14 protein-coding genes are annotated in these 12,669 nt (G+C 38.4%); all 14 read left to right on the top strand.

What is annotated here, in order from left to right:
* The first annotated feature begins 8 nt into the window (after positions 1-8).
* Complete coding sequence (locus MD536_RS05385; RefSeq protein ID WP_239596505.1) at positions 9-620, top strand: hypothetical protein; 612 nt, start codon at positions 9-11, stop codon at positions 618-620.
* A complete protein-coding gene (locus MD536_RS05380; protein ID WP_239596503.1) occupies positions 617-859 on the top strand; it encodes a hypothetical protein in 243 nt (80 codons plus the stop codon). Before MD536_RS05385 ends, MD536_RS05380 begins: the two co-directional genes overlap by 4 nt.
* Before the next feature lie 9 nt (positions 860-868).
* On the top strand, positions 869-1,417 hold the full coding sequence (locus MD536_RS05375; RefSeq protein WP_239596501.1) for a hypothetical protein: 549 nt from the start codon (positions 869-871) through the stop codon (positions 1,415-1,417).
* Between the two features lie 76 nt (positions 1,418-1,493).
* Positions 1,494-2,048, top strand: coding sequence for a hypothetical protein (locus tag MD536_RS05370; RefSeq protein WP_239596493.1), 555 nt, complete (start codon positions 1,494-1,496; stop codon positions 2,046-2,048).
* A 619-nt stretch (positions 2,049-2,667) separates the two neighbouring features.
* Positions 2,668-3,450 (top strand): hypothetical protein, encoded by a 783-nt coding sequence (locus MD536_RS05365; protein WP_239596491.1) that lies wholly within the window; start codon positions 2,668-2,670, stop codon positions 3,448-3,450.
* Between the two features lie 529 nt (positions 3,451-3,979).
* A complete protein-coding gene (locus tag MD536_RS05360) occupies positions 3,980-4,939 on the top strand; it encodes an alpha/beta hydrolase family protein (RefSeq protein ID WP_239596489.1) in 960 nt (319 codons plus the stop codon).
* Between the two features lie 132 nt (positions 4,940-5,071).
* Positions 5,072-5,515, top strand: coding sequence for a hypothetical protein (locus MD536_RS05355; RefSeq protein WP_239596487.1), 444 nt, complete (start codon positions 5,072-5,074; stop codon positions 5,513-5,515).
* A complete protein-coding gene (locus MD536_RS05350; protein WP_239596485.1) occupies positions 5,512-6,123 on the top strand; it encodes a hypothetical protein in 612 nt (203 codons plus the stop codon). The genes MD536_RS05355 and MD536_RS05350 overlap by 4 nt, the downstream gene beginning before the upstream one ends.
* Positions 6,120-6,356, top strand: a complete 237-nt coding sequence (locus tag MD536_RS05345) for a hypothetical protein (RefSeq protein ID WP_239596484.1) — start codon at positions 6,120-6,122, stop codon at positions 6,354-6,356. Before MD536_RS05350 ends, MD536_RS05345 begins: the two co-directional genes overlap by 4 nt.
* A 634-nt stretch (positions 6,357-6,990) precedes the next feature.
* The gene (locus tag MD536_RS05340; protein ID WP_239596482.1) at positions 6,991-7,779 is read left to right on the top strand and encodes a trypsin-like serine peptidase; all 789 of its coding nucleotides are present in this window, start codon (positions 6,991-6,993) and stop codon (positions 7,777-7,779) included.
* Positions 7,780-8,511: 732 nt separating this feature from the next.
* On the top strand, positions 8,512-10,956 hold the full coding sequence (locus tag MD536_RS05335; RefSeq protein ID WP_239596480.1) for a hypothetical protein: 2,445 nt from the start codon (positions 8,512-8,514) through the stop codon (positions 10,954-10,956).
* A gap of 78 nt (positions 10,957-11,034) precedes the next feature.
* On the top strand, positions 11,035-11,820 hold the full coding sequence (locus MD536_RS05330) for a trypsin-like serine peptidase (RefSeq protein ID WP_239596479.1): 786 nt from the start codon (positions 11,035-11,037) through the stop codon (positions 11,818-11,820).
* A 362-nt stretch (positions 11,821-12,182) separates the two neighbouring features.
* The gene (locus MD536_RS21910; protein ID WP_262915897.1) at positions 12,183-12,305 is read left to right on the top strand and encodes a hypothetical protein; all 123 of its coding nucleotides are present in this window, start codon (positions 12,183-12,185) and stop codon (positions 12,303-12,305) included.
* Positions 12,306-12,371: 66 nt separating this feature from the next.
* Positions 12,372-12,662 (top strand): RNA polymerase sigma factor, encoded by a 291-nt coding sequence (locus MD536_RS05325; RefSeq protein ID WP_239596477.1) that lies wholly within the window; start codon positions 12,372-12,374, stop codon positions 12,660-12,662.
* The last annotated feature ends 7 nt before the right edge of the window (positions 12,663-12,669 follow it).

Below are 12,669 nucleotides of genomic sequence, written 5' to 3'. Positions count from 1 at the left end.
ACCTTCTTATGAAACACGAGTACCTGGAAACATCGGTTTGGTTTAAGGATAAGATTACCGATCCCTATCAAATCATCGCCGCCTTCTTTGATGCCGCGGATATCGCTCATCATCGGAAAATCATTAAAAACATCCTCCAGGTAGCCTGCTCCGATCGGTGCTGGGAGAAGCAGGAGCCAGGTCAGCTGCTCTATGAATTCAGCTTGCTGGAATCGGTGATCAATGCAGCCTGGTTGTTGGACCAGGAGAAGAAAAAAGATCCGCTCATTATCAATCCGGAGGATGTGTTTAATCCCAATCTCTTTGTGGGATGGCATGGTAAGCTGACCAAATGGGATTTCTTACCCCGGTCGCTCAGCTATAAAGAGTTTGCCAATCCCTACAGGGTGTTCAAGCGCTTTTTCCGATTCCAGGATATCACCAACTGGAAAGAACAACTGCAGTTGCTGATGGACTATTCCCTGCGCTCTATGAACCTGCTGGAATTAGAAGATATCAGGCCGCTATCCCTCTATTTCCAGCTCACCAAACTGGTGGAAGCCGCGCATTTGATTGATGTTCGGGAAGTAAACCATGTGGGCGGGCATGTTAAAAACAGGATTAGTAAAAGGCATTTATGAAATCTTCGCGAGATGATAGATTAGCCCACCAGCAGGCGATATTGGAGTTCCTGGATGCGTTCGGGTTAGCCAAATCTGAAGAGCGATTGTGGCAAATGTTTCGATTAACCCTAAGCAGTGAGGAAGGGAACGACTGGAATGAAATAGATAGGGCGAACTGGTTTCATTTTTATGAGTTGTTGAGGGGGCTGGTGAGAGCGAATTATGTGTTGGTGAAGGGGAGGGGTTCAAACCATTAAACATAGGTTATGAAACATGGCTATAGAAAGACATCCATATGGTATAAGGAAAGGATTACGGATCCCAGGCAAATCATTAGTGATTTCTTTATTTATTCAGAGCTGGAATTTTACCGGAAAACGATTAGACAGGTAGTTCGGGTGGCCAGTTCAAAGCGGATCTGGACAAAATCTGAGCCGGGGGAACTGGTGGATGAATTCAAATGGTTAGAGTCAGTGATCAATGCTGCCTATATCCTGAATAGGAAGGGCAAGCGGGAGTTTCCTAAAATAGCCCCGGTTGCTGTGACGGAGATCCGCCAGAATTTTACTCCCCGGTTCCTGACAGCAAAGGAATATGGAAATCCATACCGGGTATTCAAGCGCTTTTTTAGATATCGGTCAATAGGCAGCTGGAAGCAGGAGTTACAGGGTTTGCTGGATCATTGCATTCGGTCTACCAGTATAATGGAGGAGGATAAGGAGGTGGATATTATTGGTTTGTATGTTTATCTGACGAAGTTGGTGGAAGCGGCGTATTTGATTGAGATGAGGGAGAATTATGTTCGACCAGAATAGTTGGGTTTTACCATGCCACATGTGAAATATCCATTACCCGATATGGAAAACCATAGAAAATGCATCATATCCAATTATGACTAAAAAAGAGTTGGATTATAAATTTATTATTCGACAAGTACTACTTCTGATTGTTGTTTTTTTTCAAAATGGCTGCAAGAGCGATAGCAAAAATGTAAAGGATCTAGAGGCATTTATGGGAGACAAGAATATACAAGTCATCATTCAGCATGCGCAATCCTATAAAGTGGATGTAATGAATGGTATTTATAGTGTATTTTTTATCAGTAAGCCAACGTTGGAAGTAAAATTTGAATTGAGTATAGAGGAAAAAAGGCAAATAGTAGAAAAGTTTTATTCACTGGATCTACCTAATCTTTTACCGGAAAAAGAGGAAGTACTCCATATCGAAGATGAATGTTTTATCATGCCGAAGATTTATACGTACCTTTCTGTAAAGGGGGATAGTCTTACCCGGCAAATTGAAATCGACACTTCTTGCGACGATTTTAGTCAATTTAATGCTGATAAGGCAAATAGAATTAAGTCGTTTCTGGATTATGTAAGTAAAATTATTTACGAAAAACCACAGGTAAAAAATGCTCCGGAATCTGATATTTTTTATTTATAGTCTTTTGTGTTTACAATTAACAGGATGTGTATACGATCCACCCCCTATAGGGAAAACGATTTCCCTACATAATCAGACAGATCGCTCGCTATTTGTTTCTGATTCATTAACGGGTAAATATTTCAGGTTATATGATACCGTTCGCATCAATGAACGTTCTTATATACAAAAATCTTCCAGGTTTTTAAACGCCTACACTTTTGTAGAGCTATTTTATTCAAACAATGAATTAGCTAGTTTTGCGAAATACCGAAACAATCAGCTCAGTTTTTATTTAATTGATGTAAGCGATCGACAAGAGATGTCAGTAACAGGTTTGACTAATAATTCATTCCGTTCTTTTATAATAAATATCGATACTATTAAAAAATATGAATTAAATCATCTATTTATTACAAAGGATACAATTCTATTGGAGCATTCATTTCGCTATTATAATAAATGAATATTTTAAATGTAATATGTTTCCTGGAGATCCGGTGAAACTTGAACTAACAGTTGATAAATCTGGAAAGAGAATTATTTTATTCAGAATCTGTTAAGAAAACTTAGTTTATTTAACCTGTTTTCTAGTTCTGGTTAAAAACTACGAGTTTTAGTAACATGATTTCATGCTTATATGGAAAAAACCGGATATATAGAGATTAGAATTACCGGCTCAAATGGGAATCTTGAGCTTACACCGGAAAACTATGATATTCATGAAATAATTTCTATTCTGGAAAATGCTGAACACCTGTTGTTCCCTGACGAAAAAAGAGAAAGATCGCCCATAAGCTACCAAATAGAACAAGGATCCGTCCGGCACATCTTTAAAACATCTATTCAGTACATTATTGGTTTCAATGCCGTTATCGGACGGGTTGATCAAACCAAAAGCATTGACTTTTTGGATTTACCCACCTCCAGGGCATTTGAAAACATACAGAAAATAGCAGCAAAAAAGGATTATTCGCTTCGCATTTTTACATCAGTTAAGAATACCAACGAAGTTAAAATCGACAGAACGACTCATTTTTATCGTACTGATAATAATTGGGCAGACGCGGAATTTTACCTCTATGGGAAAGTTACCAATGCCGGCGGAAAGGATAAGGCTATTATTCACATCAATACGGATGAATGGGGAACCCTCAGGATTGAAACTCCGATCTCATTCCTCGAAAAATACGAAGACAACCTGCTTTATAAAATAGTTGGTATACGAGCCATTGGAAAGCAGCATGCCAAAACAGGAGAAATTGACAAAACCTCGTTGAAATTTCGGGAACTGATAGATTATGAGCAAACCTATGACGAACGATATTTGAAATCTTTGCGTGATAAAGCAAAAAAATCCTGGCTTAGCCAAATAGATGCAGATACATGGCTTAGAGATATAAGAGGAGGTTATGAAGAATAGTGCAGTACTTTTAAATACCAGCTTTTTCCTGCGATTTTTTGAATGACGATGACCCACTGTTCAAAAACGCTGACGGTTATTTTAAGTACTTTATTCAGAATAAAATTGACTTATTATTTCTACCATATCAATTGCTGAGTATTGTGTAGGTGGGGAACAAGATCAATTGCCACTAAAGAATCTTCAAATACTCCCATTTAATAATGACCATGCAAAACGAACTGGCGAATTTGCGAAATTAGTTTTCCAGCAAAAAGGTAGATTAAATCTGCGGGAGCGAAAAATAATTCCGAATGATACAAAGTTATTTGCGCAGGCTGGCGTTGAAAATTCAGTGGAATTTTATTTGTCCTCCGATTCCGATAGCTTAAAAATATATAATCTGCTAAAGCAACTAGATAAACCAAAATTTCAATTTATTGACCTGAACATCTCTTTTTCGGAAACATTTGGGGTGTTAGGCCTTTGAAAATAGAGGCATATTATTTAAATTACAGATATCAATTGCTGTCAAATACAACATGCTAAAATGCAAAAAATAATTTCGATTTTAATTTTGCTAACAAGTATATCTTGCCTGGGACAGAAAGTGGAGAGAGTTGTTGTATCTAGTGAAGACCCATATGATTTATACGCTACCTTTGACAAAGACAGTACAACACTTTTTTATGAGAAAATTGTGCCAAAGAATAAACCTATTGGTGTTCTAGTCATTTTACCGGGTTCGGGTGAGCTACTTGAAGATGTTAGAAAACAAATTTCTTTGCACACACTAGCCGTACAACAAAACTTATTGGTGATCTTTCCTTCTATCAATTGGGGCACAAATAAACATATACCAGAACATCAATTTCTTGATACCATTTTTAAGCAGGTGGTAACACAATACAAAGTACCCAAAGACAGATTTGTAATTGGTGGATTTTCAGGGGGTGGTATGTTGGCATTAACTTATGCGGAAAAGGCAAATAAGTATGCTGATAGTACATTCATAAAACCAAAGGCAATTTTTGGAGTTGACCCACCGTTGGACTATGCGCATTTATGGAAGCATTGTGAAAATGACATTGAAAGAAATATATCAGAGGCAGCCGTAATGGAAAGTAAATGGATCATTAATATGTACACTAAAGAATTTGGTGGATCGCCGGAAAAATATAAAGATAACTATGTTAAGTATTCTATCTTTTCGTATAGTGAAAAAGATGGCGGAAATGCAAAATATCTGAAAACAACACCTATACTCTTATATACCGAGCCAGATGTTATTTGGCAAATGCAAAACAGACAAAGAGATTATTACGATTTAAATTGCGTTGACATAGCGGCTATGATTAATTTATTACAAATTCAAGGTAATAAAGATGCCAAACTTGTTATTACAAATAACAAAGGAAGGCGTTTAGATGGTAGAAGGCACCCACATTCCTGGAGTATAATGGACTCGCAAGAATGTATTTCTTGGATATTGGAGCAGCTTCGTAAATAGTATAGTTTTTTTGCTGAATTCTCGCATCGTTATTTCCATGATTATTTTTTAGTTGAGTAATTTAATCATCACCGGATTATTTTATGCAAACCGGTAGGTGTTACTTTATCCGTTCATCAAGCACCTTATTCCATGGAAAATACCACGCATCTGCACAATTTTCCCCCTTTCAATCAAGCTGAATGGATCCGGCTCATCTTCCTGCTCAGCGATACCCAACAATGGATGAATCAGATGATCCTGAACGCCTTCTTCCAGGTGCCCCTGAAGGATGGTAAAAAACTATTCCGCAAATCCTATTATATTACAGTTACCGCCCTCGCACATATTTTGGAACGACATTACTTTACCATTCCCCGCCATCCGGCTGCCAGTAAATTCACTGTTCCACTTATCGAACTGCTTTCTTATCTCCGCGATGCCTCCACCGAGCCGGCTTCTCCCATTCCGGGTACCCTGCAGTTCAAACGAACCCTGGCGATGGATAAAACCATCGGCATCGATCTCGATCATGTTCCCACCTGCCTGCTCACCATCCTAACGGATGCCGGAGGTGGAATAAAATCCTTCTTATGAAACACGAGTACCTGGAAACATCGGTTTGGTTTAAGGATAAGATTACCGATCCCTATCAAATCATCGCCGCCTTCTTTGATGCCGCGGATATCGCTCATCATCGAAAAATCATTAAAAACATCCTCCAGGTGGCCTGCTCCGAACGCTGCTGGGAGAAGCAGGTGCCAGGGCATCTGCTCTATGAATTCAGCTTGCTGGAATCGGTGATCAATGCAGCCTGGGTGTTGGACCAGGAGAAGAAAAAAGATCCACTCTTTATCAATCCAGAGGATGTGTTTAATCCCAATCTCTTTGTAGGATGGCATGGTAAGCTGACCAAATGGGATTTCTTACCCCGGTCGCTCAGCTATAAAGAGTTTGCCAATCCCTACAGGGTGTTCAAACGCTTTTTCCGATTCCAGGATATCGCCAACTGGAAAGAACAACTGCAGTTGCTGATGGACTATTCCCTGCGCTCTATGAACCTGCTGGAATTAGAAGATATCAGGCCGCTATCCCTCTATTTCCAGCTCACTAAACTGGTGGAAGCCGCGCACCTGATTGATGTTCGGGAAGTAAACCATGTAGGCGGGCATGTTAAAAACAGGATTAGTAAAAGACGGTTATGAAATCTTCGCGAGATGATAGATTGGCGCACCAGCAGGCGATACTGCGATTTTTGGATACCTACGGGCAGGCCAGCACCGAGGACCGGCTGTGGCAGCTATTTCGGTTAACTATGAGTAGTGAAGAAGGGAATGACTGGAATGAAATGGATAGGGCGAATTGGTGTACTTTTTATGAGTTGTTGAGGGGGCTGGTGAGGGCGAATTATGGGTTGGTGAAGGGGAGGGGTGGGTAGAGTAGTGAGTGTAGTTGCGTTTGATTAAACTTGTTTGTATAGGCGAAACAAAATGGAAATGGATTTTAGTTTTCTAGTAAAATATTTTTTGGTTCGCTATTGTATTATTCAAAAATAATATATAGATTAGTAGTACTTATCCTGTGACTCCCCTCTCATGGGACTCACGTGGCGAAGCAATGCCAATCCTCCTCCCAACGAAACATTTTCTTGTTTTCGAAAATCCCTAATTAGACTTGCTAATTCACTTAAAATAATTTCATATAGAAAGATAAATTCATTCAAATAAAAGTTCTAATTGAATTCGAAAAGCGCATCAAATCCCAATTTGTATGTCAATTGGATAGTAAGGCTGATTGATCCTATACTAAATACATACAATCCATAGAGGAATTGGAAAGCTAATCAAAATGATCGGATACCTCATTATCTTGTGATTCTATGCAACCAAAGGAACTATAGAATATTATTAACTGAGCGCCCTCTGAGTCTGAATCATTTGTATTGCACTATTAACCAGCATAACAGTTCTATCGTTAATCTAATCTTACTCCCTTACATAGATACTAGTTCCTGATGCGCATCCTTGATTGCTGCATAAAATCACTAATACCATTCAAGCCATATTATGACTATGGAGAATAATCAACCCGTTCGAACCTTTTCGAACAGAGATTCGAACAAAAAAGAAATCTTTGAGCTCCACAAGCAATTATTGTCGGTCAAAACGCATAATAAGGTTCTTAAAGCGGTAAAGGAAAATCCAGGAAAGCAACCTGTATTTCTAGATACAATTAATCATGAAGCAAGTCCTTTTAAACATAAGATGTTGCTTGAATCTGCTCCATTGGAAAAGAAAGTGAAGAATGCAATTTCTGGCGCATTCGGTACTGCCATGTTGGAAGTTGTCATTGGCGACGATGACAGGCAGATCGTAACTAATATTTTGGAAAGCCCCTGGCGTAAGATTGCTGCACTCCGCATACAAGCGGGAGATGGTCGCTACTTTGCAGGTACAGGATGGTTTATCAGTCCCACTGTTTTGATTACGGCTGGCCATTGTGTTTACATGCCCAAGGCGGGCGGTTGGGCCAGTAAAATCGAAGTTATTCCTGCACTTAATGGAACCTTGAAACCTTTCGGCAGCGCTATTCCTACCAATTTTGATACCAATGAAGAATGGATATTGAAAGGTAATACACTTTACGATTACGGCGCCATATTTCTCGATAGGGCTATCTCAAACAACATCGGTAGCTTTAACTTCGGGGCTGCACCTGATATCTACTTTTCAGATTACGAAGTCTCCATTTGCGGTTACCCTATCGATCGTAGTGACGGATCCCAACAATATTATCATACCCGCAAAGTAGCAAGTGCATTCCCTCAACAAATTTTTTACGAAATCGACACCTTTGGTTGATCACGTCCCATTTTAATTCCGTGTTCCTTAATTTGATTATTAAGTATGTAAAGGAGATTTCTAGTTCCAATCATCGGCATAATACCCCTTGTTTCCTTTACTAAACACAGCAAGAATGAGCTATAGTAGTTTTAATTTCATGAAACTGGGCTTCATAAAATGCCTGTCTCGTTACACCAAACAGTGCACAGAGCGTACCTAAACCAATAAATGGATGACTGTTTGGTACCATACTTTTTTCGGATCTTAATATTTAAATCTTCCTCAGCAACCTTAATCATGGTTTCGAGGCCAAGTATTTATAATTTAGCGTATTCGAGTGACTTTTTTAACTGTTTAATCTGACAATTCAGGTCCTGTTTCTTGTGTTCATCCGCCATACTAGATGTTATGGGATTTTTCTTATTATCACTCAAAGTACGAATACTTAATCTGGTCATCCATAATTTTAGCGTATTCCTGTTTATCCGTACTTAAAACAAGCAGTTCTTATTCCAATACTCCCAGATTCAATTTCTGCTAAAGTTTTCGGTTCTCATTTTCATCTCGCCGAGCATGGGGATTTCGACTTAAAGGACTCGATCTTGATTTTTTCTTTTCCTGCATAATAAATTGTTGGGTGACAAGCTATTTCAGGACAAGACATATTACACATTAGCAATCAACTTCCTGCCCCTTCGAGAACCAACTTTTCCGTCATTCTACGAAAAATTTACATCAAAAATTATTGCCATGCTAAAATTTGTCGTAATCATTGCTATCACCATTTGCTCCTCAACAGCTATTGCCCAATTTCCTTATAGCGAAATATTCCACGCCGGTGCAACCAATATTACATATACTGCCAGCAAAAACGGAAGCAAATACATTCTTCAAATTTCCGGTGGCGCTACAGGGCGTCTGGAAAAGAAAACCACTGATCCTCATTCCTTTTTTTACCATGCTATAAAGACAGATTTGGATAAACGATTTGGTAATGATGCTTCGCTTGTACCACAGATTTATGTTTTTGCAGAAAAGTTTGCGAAGCGTGCAAAGCCAACTAATACCACAACATCTAAGAGCGACCGGATGCTGGACTTAGGTGCCTTCGAGGTAAGCGAGTTTGTTTTGGCCAACGGTACCTATACCTACGCCTTAATAGATAAAAATGGTGTTGTAGCACCTCTTAATATTCTCTCAGCTGTGACAGGAGGCGTTTATAAGTATAATAATGCCGGCATCAGCAGCAGTAACGTTATTAAGGATAACTTTGTTGTTATCAAAACTTTTATCCAAGCCAATCAAAAGATAAAAGTACCACAAGTAAGCATAAAAAAGGACCAAAGTACAGGCACCGACCAACTTTATTTTGAAAATTCTGATGGTTCAGTAGAATATATTAACCTGACACCAGTACAAGCAAAAGATTTTAAAGAGAAAGACCCTGACAATAAAAGCAGTGCGGGCAACAATACAAGTGCGGCCTCCCCTACAATAAAGACAACATCAGTCGAAAATAAAAATCCCGTTCGCTTACTTGAGCCACAGTTGATTGCCTGCGCTGGTAAAGTATCCTTTGAATTAACACTTCTCAGTTATCCTAATGCAGACGGAGACTCTTTGCAACTTGAAATCAATACCAAAAACGCCAAAAAACTTGACTCCATTCATCAACAAATTGGTCTTGTTGAATTTAAACGAAAGATTATCGAGAATGCGGAAGTTAAAAAGCTTGATTGCGCCGATAGCCTTATGTCGCCGTCATTGGACGTTTTTTATGCAAAATTTAGCGAAGTGCTGAAGTACAAAAAATCACAGTCAGTCAATCAAAAATTGTTGGACACTGCGAATAAATTGTTAACGGAGTTTCGCACCATAATAAACAACCGAATTGATGCTTTAGCGACCGAAAAAGGATACTCTGCTCGCATCCAACTGCAAGACTCAATGATTCCGATAAATATTGATTGCGGTGATGAATTCCAACAACAGGAGAAGGCAGCCATCCCTAAACTGAAAATTGATTCCCTTGTTATACGGGTAGAAAACAATCTTATTTATCAAATTGATATTGTTGGTCGCTTAAATGGCAGGCCAATTCAAACTATTTCCAACAATAACTACGGTTTGGCCTTACGTGAACTGATTGACTGGCCAAGTAGCATTTCTTTCTATGAAGGGGGTGTAAAATATTGGATTTGTTACCGGAACCTTGTTTTTGTCCGACCGGCTGACGGTGATGCTATCAATTATTCGATTGCCGACGGCGTCTATACTCTAGTGCCTAAGAAGCAAGAGTCGCAACTATTATTGCAAAAACCTTTGCTCGATTTCGTTTCAGCATCAGTGTTTCTTGACCTTCAAGCTTTCAATGAAAAAAATCCGAACAAAAATTTGCTGACAGAGTTGTATTTTAATTTCAACATCAACAATCACAGGCTGCAGTTAGAAAAATTACCTTGGTTGAAAAAAATTACCTTATTCCGCCAACTTTATACCAATATTACATTGGCAACTAACATTTTTAAGGAGCCCAACTCCCTACCCACTTACCGTAATAGAGAATTCATCACCCGAGATTCAACCCGTATTGATACCGCTACAGTGCCACCTTTTTATCGGTATGACTCGCTTTTTAATAACAAATACTACCTCAAACATTTCGATTTAGTGCGTCATTCATTTTTTCAAGTAAAACCAGCACTTACCATATTGTCTCTGGACTATAAAGAAGCGAGGACTTTTTTTGAATTTAATACTGGCTTGATGTTAATGGGTAGTAACGTCCGGGTGATTGATCCAAACTTGGGCAGAGATTCGCTTACATCCACGCCGATATTTTCATTCAGTCCTCTTTACGAACTGCGAGGCCGTATCAGTCCAAAACCTCGTTTTGGTATTGATATGCATCTTTTGTACGTGCCAAACTTGCGACTGTTAAACGAAACCTACCAATCTATTACCGGGTCTTATGATGCTGAAACATTAGTAAAAGCAAAAATGACCAACGAAAACAAGACCGGTTATATTCAAGGAGAGATGAACTTTTTCTTCAACCCAAGGTCCAATCCCTCACCCACTGACAGAGGTGGTTTATATTTTAAACTCAACATTTTCAAGGCAACCCAAAAACCTGACGGGTTCTTTATGTTTTTAGTAGGTTATTCCACAGATATTAAAAACTTTTTCAAATAACCTAGCCACTATTCCACAGTTTAAACATGTAGCGGTAAGTTGTTCAAACATTTTTTTATTTTCGAAAATCTAAATGGTATGAGACATATTATTATTATAAGTTGTTTTTTATTTTTTTGCGTAATTCGTTTATTAAGTCAAGAATGTGCTCCAAACGATAAGATACGAAGGGAGGTTACAAATACACTTGAGTCACCCTACAAATACATTTGTCAACTCTCAATCAGAAGGCAGAGGGGGACTTTCAACGCAACAGGATTCCTAATTGCTCCAAGAATCATTTTAACAGCAGGTCATAACATTCATCGATTTAGTATGTTTAGTTTTCCTAAGCATATAACAATAATACCTGGAGCAGTTTACACAAGCAATAACAAAACGCCCTATGGTAAATATGAGTACGATAGAAAAAAACTTAAAATTATAACACATCCTGCCTATAAGGGAATTTCAACTAGAAGAAGTGACTTTGGTATTATAATACTACCCGATGATTCAATATTTAAGCAAGTAGGGGGCTTTTTAGATATAGACGACTATGACCAAGTAAAGCATGAAATAGATACGCTCATGATAAGTGGATATCCTGGTGATAAAGATTATGGTACACAATGGACAGAGATGACAGAAAAAATTAATGATAAAAATGGAATGATTATCTATGGGTTGTACACTCATACTGGACTTAGTGGCGCACCGATTTTATATAAAAGAAAAATGCAAAATCAGTATTTCGTTGTTGGCATACATAATACAGGCAGTTTAAATGGCACAACACATTGTAATGCCGCAACTAAAATCGATAATGATATTGAAAATTTGATTACAGATTGGATATTTAAGTATAGCAAAATTCTTGATTAAGACATTTATTTTATTAAATACAACACTAAACTTACTGCGAATCGAGTAGATGGCCTCACAGCAGGTTGGCAATGCGGTGAGGTTTCTCAATCCACTATAAAAGTGCCAGAATCTGGGCTTTTGTATTTAGTTGCATCAAAACTTAAAGACAGAGTTTTATTTCCCAAAAAGGTTGAAGATGTAAGAAAGTTTTTACAAAATTTAAAAAAAGCTAATTCATAAAAATTCTTCCAATAATTTTGAAGGTGTCATATTTGACACCTTTTTTTATTTGTGTCGAGATCTGATTAATTTAATCACCCCCGGGTTATTTTATTCACCAGGGTGTTGGTAATTTAGGGTACTCTTTTTCACCTTGTACTATGAAGAATTCCAACCCATTTTTAAACCAGCAATTCCTGGCCCAGGCTTTTTGCAAGGATAATGAACAGGCACTTGCCATTCTTTACGAGGAATTTCATCCGGTGCTGAGCTATTATGCCTAAAATATTCTGAACAATCGTTCCATAGCTGACGAAATTGCCTGCGGCGCGTTTATTAAATCCTGGAAAATGAATTGGAAGCTGGATACTTATGGGGCGACCGAAACGGCTTTTGAAAAATTGGTGCGTACGGAAATGTACCACCTTTTATACAATGCGATTAAAGCATTGTCACCAGGTAATCAAAAAGTGATTACCATGTATTTCCTGGAAGATAAAAACACCAATGAAATTGCCAGGGAACTCAACCTGCATCCCAGTACCGTAAAAACGCAAAAATCACGCGGACTGGAAGCGCTGCGGAAACTGCTTATGAACCAGGAAAATATTGTTAAAGGTTGTAACTTTAGTGACACCTAATTTTACA

The organism is Flavihumibacter cheonanensis (assembly GCF_022352215.1).
In the GTDB taxonomy this organism is placed as follows: domain Bacteria; phylum Bacteroidota; class Bacteroidia; order Chitinophagales; family Chitinophagaceae; genus Flavihumibacter; species Flavihumibacter cheonanensis.
Note: the sequence above shows the minus strand (reverse complement) of the source record. Positions and strands in the feature narration are given on the sequence as shown.

Coding starts and splice junctions, on each gene's coding strand:
- MD536_RS05365 (WP_239596491.1), top strand. CDS start 2,668: ATGGAAAAAACCGGATATATAGAGATTAGAATTACCGGCTCAAATGGG.
- MD536_RS05360 (WP_239596489.1), top strand. CDS start 3,980: ATGCAAAAAATAATTTCGATTTTAATTTTGCTAACAAGTATATCTTGC.
- MD536_RS05335 (WP_239596480.1), top strand. CDS start 8,512: ATGCTAAAATTTGTCGTAATCATTGCTATCACCATTTGCTCCTCAACA.
- MD536_RS05350 (WP_239596485.1), top strand. CDS start 5,512: ATGAAACACGAGTACCTGGAAACATCGGTTTGGTTTAAGGATAAGATT.
- MD536_RS05385 (WP_239596505.1), top strand. CDS start 9: ATGAAACACGAGTACCTGGAAACATCGGTTTGGTTTAAGGATAAGATT.
- MD536_RS05370 (WP_239596493.1), top strand. CDS start 1,494: ATGACTAAAAAAGAGTTGGATTATAAATTTATTATTCGACAAGTACTA.
- MD536_RS05330 (WP_239596479.1), top strand. CDS start 11,035: ATGAGACATATTATTATTATAAGTTGTTTTTTATTTTTTTGCGTAATT.
- MD536_RS05325 (WP_239596477.1), top strand. CDS start 12,372: ATGAATTGGAAGCTGGATACTTATGGGGCGACCGAAACGGCTTTTGAA.
- MD536_RS05345 (WP_239596484.1), top strand. CDS start 6,120: ATGAAATCTTCGCGAGATGATAGATTGGCGCACCAGCAGGCGATACTG.
- MD536_RS21910 (WP_262915897.1), top strand. CDS start 12,183: ATGAAGAATTCCAACCCATTTTTAAACCAGCAATTCCTGGCCCAGGCT.
- MD536_RS05375 (WP_239596501.1), top strand. CDS start 869: ATGAAACATGGCTATAGAAAGACATCCATATGGTATAAGGAAAGGATT.
- MD536_RS05340 (WP_239596482.1), top strand. CDS start 6,991: ATGGAGAATAATCAACCCGTTCGAACCTTTTCGAACAGAGATTCGAAC.
- MD536_RS05355 (WP_239596487.1), top strand. CDS start 5,072: ATGGAAAATACCACGCATCTGCACAATTTTCCCCCTTTCAATCAAGCT.
- MD536_RS05380 (WP_239596503.1), top strand. CDS start 617: ATGAAATCTTCGCGAGATGATAGATTAGCCCACCAGCAGGCGATATTG.